This window comes from Lysinibacillus composti, assembly GCF_016908465.1.
Lineage (GTDB): Bacteria > Bacillota > Bacilli > Bacillales_A > Planococcaceae > Ureibacillus > Ureibacillus composti_A.
Window position 1 is genome coordinate 1 of sequence record NZ_JAFBDY010000046.1, and the last position, 5,077, is coordinate 5,077.

Annotated in this window: 6 protein-coding genes; all 6 read left to right on the plus strand. The window is 37.0% G+C overall.

Features of this window, described 5'->3' with window-relative positions; all coding sequences use genetic code 11:
- The first annotated feature begins 90 nt into the window (after nucleotides 1-90).
- Nucleotides 91-1,527 carry a MobV family relaxase gene (gene mobV, locus JOD29_RS20135; RefSeq protein ID WP_239585836.1) on the plus strand — a complete coding sequence of 479 codons (1,437 nt, stop codon included), beginning with the start codon at nucleotides 91-93 and terminating at the stop codon, nucleotides 1,525-1,527.
- A gap of 344 nt (nucleotides 1,528-1,871) precedes the next feature.
- Nucleotides 1,872-2,807: a protein rep gene (locus JOD29_RS20140; protein WP_120482925.1), complete on the plus strand. Its 936-nt coding sequence runs from the start codon at nucleotides 1,872-1,874 to the stop codon at nucleotides 2,805-2,807.
- A gap of 1 nt (nucleotide 2,808) precedes the next feature.
- Nucleotides 2,809-3,096: a hypothetical protein gene (locus JOD29_RS20145; protein ID WP_120482921.1), complete on the plus strand. Its 288-nt coding sequence runs from the start codon at nucleotides 2,809-2,811 to the stop codon at nucleotides 3,094-3,096.
- 114 nt (nucleotides 3,097-3,210) lie between these two features.
- Entirely contained in the window at nucleotides 3,211-3,273 is a 63-nt protein-coding gene (locus JOD29_RS20840) for a tetracycline resistance efflux system leader peptide (protein WP_013762478.1), read from the plus strand.
- 33 nt (nucleotides 3,274-3,306) lie between these two features.
- Nucleotides 3,307-4,689, plus strand: a complete 1,383-nt coding sequence (tet(L), locus tag JOD29_RS20155; protein ID WP_031944040.1) for a tetracycline efflux MFS transporter Tet(L) — start codon at nucleotides 3,307-3,309, stop codon at nucleotides 4,687-4,689.
- Nucleotides 4,690-4,707: 18 nt separating this feature from the next.
- Nucleotides 4,708-4,863 (plus strand): hypothetical protein, encoded by a 156-nt coding sequence (locus tag JOD29_RS20160; RefSeq protein ID WP_158610622.1) that lies wholly within the window; start codon nucleotides 4,708-4,710, stop codon nucleotides 4,861-4,863.
- Nucleotides 4,864-5,077: the final 214 nt, after the last annotated feature.

Below are 5,077 nucleotides of genomic sequence, written 5' to 3' on the forward strand. Positions count from 1 at the left end.
GTGAGGGGGTTGGGGGAGCTTTTTGGAGGGGGTCGAGGGAAACTTTTCCCTCGTGGGTTTGGGCAAAGCCCATGATTTTTTCTTTTGCTTTTGAACTTGGGGGAGCGGTTTTTGCTCCCTTGCTTTTCGCCTCGCAGAGCACGTCCAGAAGAATTCTGGTATACCGTGTTATACCAGATTTGTTCTGGCTCGCTCGCCATGTTATCCTTTAAGCAAGAAATGAGGTGCTGCAATGTGGCTCACGTGAAAAAATTTACGAGAGAAAATATGAAAGGCTTATCCATACATTTAGACCGAAAAACAGAAAATCACAGCAATAAAGAAATTGATATTGAGCGTTCACATTTGAATTATGATTTGTGTGAAAAAGAAGGGGATACACTTTCGAGATTGCAAAACCGACTGGACGAAGTGTATTGCATGAAACGAAAAGATGTAAAAGCATGTTGTGAATGGGTTGTTACATTGCCAAAGGAGCTAGAAGAAAAAAGTCCTGAAGAACAACGGCAATTTTTTGAGAAAACGTATGCATTTTTAGCTGCACGTTATGGTAAAGAAAATGTCGTGTCAGCGAATGTCCATGTAGACGAAACGACTCCGCATATACACTTTGATTTTGTGCCAGTCGTTTGGGACGAAAAAAAACAACGTGAGAAAGTTTCAGCGAAAGAAGTTTTGACACGTAATGAATTAAAAAGTTTTCATCAAGACTTAGATAATTTTTTAAAAAAGGAAATTCCCGAAATTTATCAAGAAGGCATTTTAAATGGCCAAACGATTGGCATTGAAGATATTAAAGATTTTAAAAAATATGCAGATGACATAAAGCAACAAAAAAATGACATGACGGTGGAGCTTGAAGAAGTGGAACAAGCATTGCGTACGGCTAAAATAAATATCAGGGAATTAGAAAATAAAAAAGAGCTGCTGAAGCTGAATGTTTCTTCTAAAAAGGACGAGATGAGAAAATTAAGCGAAATTGTCCCAGATGAATTAAAAATTAAAGCAAAGAAAGAAAAGAAAACGGTAGTTGAAGATAAACTCGTAACGTTTGGTAAACCGAAAACGATAGAAAAAGAAACAGGGAATTTAGTTATTACTCGTGAGGAATATCAAAAAATGCGTCAGATTGTGAATGCTGCAAGCACAATAAAAAAAGATTATGACCGATTGCAACGTACAGATTTGGTTCAAGAAAATAAAGCTTTGCGCCAGCAAGTTAATCGAGTAAATCATGAAAAGAATGAGTTACAACGAGATAATGACCATTTTCGTACTCAATTGCGGACTGCAAGTTTTGAAATCAGTAATCTTGAAGGGCGTATACTCGATTTAAAGGACGAGATAGCCAATATCTATCAGAGTACCAAGGCGTTCCTAAAAGAGCATACAGGAAGCGTACAAGCGTTTAAAAGCACGTTAAAGGAGTTTGTAAGCAAAGTGAAGGATCGACTTCCTGGGGGCGAATTTGAGAAGGCTCACAGGCGAGAAATGAATAAAGAGCGCAATCGAGGATTGGAGCGATAAAAAAAGACACCTGAGAAGGTGTCTTTGCTTTTGGTTTTAGGTTTTGAACTTTGGGGTTGAGCGTAGCGAAAACCCCTTATTTTTCGGAACGAAAAATACGTTCTTTCTTATCTTGATATAAGGGTAACATCTTCGATTTACCCTTAACGGTCTTGAGCCCTTGGTACATATGGCTTGAATACAAAAAAACTTGCAAAATTCCTAATAGTGTTCTAGACTTTGAGTTACCACACAAAAAGTCGAAACAGAAGGAAGGTGCAAGTTTTTAAGTGCCTTGATTGGCGTTTATTAACTTAAGTTATATGACTCAATATAAAGCAAAAACCAAAAAGAATCAAGATATTATGGTTAAATCCACAAAGAAAAAACGTAAAAATGGTGTATTAGCTTACTTTATGGAAAAGCTAGTTTCTGAAAACGTGGTCTCGGAAAATACTTTAAAACTCATAAGGGAGTGCAATACGTTCATGATGATGGTTGCTGATGAAAGTATGGAAAAGAAAAAACAGCATAAAGGCAACACATGCAAAAATCGTTTTTGCCCCATCTGTGCGTGGAAAAAATCTCGAAAAGATGCGTTGGCTTTGTCCGTCATGATGGCATATCTAAAGCAAGAAGAAAATAAAGAGTTTATCTTCCTGACGTTAACAGCACCAAACGTGCCAGCTGAGGAATTGGAAGATGAGATTAAAGACTATAATCATTCGTTTAAAAAGCTGATGGAACGCAAGGAAATTAAGAAGATTGTAAAGGGTTATGCTAGAAAATTAGAAATCACCTACAACGAAGAACGTGATGATTACCACCCACATTTTCATGTGCTGATTGCAGTCAACAAAAGTTATTTTACACAAACAGCTCAATATATCTCTCGGGATCGGTGGTTGGAGTTGTGGCAGCAAGTCACAAAAAATCCTCTGATTACACAAGTTGACGTGCGCAAAGTTCGCAACGGTCGGGACGATAAAGTTTACGAGATTGCTAAATACTCAGCGAAAGACAGCGACTATTTAATTAATCAAGAAGTTTTTGAGGTATTTTATAAAGCCTTGAAAGGAAAACGATTAATCGTATTTTCCGGGCTGTTTAAAGACGCCATGACCAAATTTAAAAATGGCGAATTAGATGGTTACAAAGAAAAAGACGTGACGAAGTATGTGTATGCCATCATGTATAACTGGGGCGGAAAAAAATATTTAGAACTCGAAAAAAGATATCTAACCGAGGAAGAAATGAAGGAAATTAACGGTCAACTCATTGATGAAAAGGAGGTTGATTAACATGAAAATTAGCAGACAAGCCGAAGCTGAATTCCCCGAATTTGATAGTCATGAACATGCTCGGAAATTTTTTAAAAATAAATACGGCGATAGTTTTGTTATGGCAAGTTCCGAAATGATCGGCGATGAAAAGGTTTATTTTTACCATTTGATTTTAGACAGACAACAATATTTTGATGGTTTTCAAAAACTCAAAGAAGATGGTTTTATAACGGATTCATTGGATTTCATGAATAGCTATCAACCAGTGGAAATTTTCGAAGATGGTAGGATACATGTAATTCACTAAAAATTAGAGTTGCTCAGCAAACGGGCCATTTAACGGAATAAGTGATGAAAACTGAATTTAAAACTTAGTCTGTATGTGGTAAAATGTTTCAATCAAGATTAGGAGGCATTAATTATGAAGTGCAATGAATGTAACAGGGTTCAATTAAAAGAGGGAAACGTATCATTAGCCCTATAAACTGCGTCTACCCTCATTATTGGAGGGCGAAATGTGAATACGTCTTATTCACAATCAAATTTACGACACAACCAAATTTTAATTTGGCTTTGCGTTCTATCTTTTTTTAGCGTATTAAATGAAATGGTTTTGAACGTCTCATTACCTGATATTGCAAATGATTTTAATAAACCACCTGCGAGTACAAACTGGGTGAACACAGCCTTTATGTTAACCTTTTCCATTGGAACAGCTGTATATGGAAAGCTATCTGATCAATTAGGCATCAAAAGGTTACTCCTATTTGGAATTATAATAAATTGTTTCGGGTCGGTAATTGGGTTTGTTGGCCATTCTTTCTTTTCCTTACTTATTATGGCTCGTTTTATTCAAGGGGCTGGTGCAGCTGCATTTCCAGCACTCGTAATGGTTGTAGTTGCGCGCTATATTCCAAAGGAAAATAGGGGTAAAGCATTTGGTCTTATTGGATCGATAGTAGCCATGGGAGAAGGAGTCGGTCCAGCGATTGGTGGAATGATAGCCCATTATATTCATTGGTCCTATCTTCTACTCATTCCTATGATAACAATTATCACTGTTCCGTTTCTTATGAAATTATTAAAGAAAGAAGTAAGGATAAAAGGTCATTTTGATATCAAAGGAATTATACTAATGTCTGTAGGCATTGTATTTTTTATGTTGTTTACAACATCTTATAACATTTCTTTTCTGATCATCAGTATTCTGTCATTCCTGATATTTGTAAAACATATTAGGAAAGTAACAGAACCTTTTGTTGAACCTGCACTGGGGAAAAATATTTCTTTTATAATTGGTGTCCTTTGTGGAGGACTTATATTTGGTACAGTAGCAGGGTTTATCTCTATGGTTCCTTACATGATGAAAGATGTACATCAACTAAGCACTGCTGCAATTGGCAGTGTGATTATTTTCCCTGGAACAATGAGCGTTATTATCTTCGGTTACATTGGTGGATTACTTGTTGATAGAAAAGGTCCATTGTACGTGTTAACCATTGGAGTTACATTTCTTTCCGTTAGCTTTTTAATTGCTGCCTTTTTTTTAGAAGTAACACCATGGTTACTGACAATTATATTAGTTTTTGTTTTTGGTGGGCTGTCATTCACCAAAACAGTTATATCTACAATTGTTTCAAGTAGTTTGAAACAAAAGGAAGCTGGTGCCGGAATGAGTTTGCTTAATTTTACCAGCTTTTTATCAGAGGGAACAGGTATTGCAATTGTTGGTGGTTTATTATCTGTACGCTTGCTGAATCAGAAGTTGCTACCTATGGACCTTGATCAATCCACTTACTTGTATAGTAATATGCTATTCCTTTTTACAGGAGTCGTTGTCACTAGTTGGCTGATCACCTTGAATGTATATAAACGAAGACAAATTCAATTTAAAAGTTGAATACCAGAGATAAATTAAATGACTTCTCGCTTTCTTAAGCAATCGGGCGCGATTGTTCAAGACCCGAAATATTTAAGAGGTGGCAAATTTGCCATCTCTTTTTATTTTCTTCAGCCAAAAGTGAAACTTGCTGCAGAAGAAAATACGTGGCAATTGTCAACGGTAAATGTCTGACTGAAGCGACAGCGAAAGGAATTTAAGGAGTTGATAATTTCGCTACACCCGAACCCTCTTGGCTCGTCAAAAGGCAACACCTTTTGACCTGCCAACCGGCGAGGGAGCCCCCTCAAAAAGTGAGGGGGTTGGGGGAGCTTTTTGGAGGGGGTCGAGGGAAACTTTTCCCTCGTGGGTTTGGGCAAAGCCCATGATTTTTTCTTTTGCTTTTGAA

What these genes read in the sequence shown, in the direction of transcription:
- JOD29_RS20160 (WP_158610622.1), top strand. Translation starts at nt 4,708, where the DNA reads ATGACTTCTCGCTTTCTTAAGCAATCGGGCGCGATTGTTCAAGACCCG.
- JOD29_RS20140 (WP_120482925.1), top strand. Translation starts at nt 1,872, where the DNA reads ATGGTTAAATCCACAAAGAAAAAACGTAAAAATGGTGTATTAGCTTAC.
- JOD29_RS20145 (WP_120482921.1), top strand. Translation starts at nt 2,809, where the DNA reads ATGAAAATTAGCAGACAAGCCGAAGCTGAATTCCCCGAATTTGATAGT.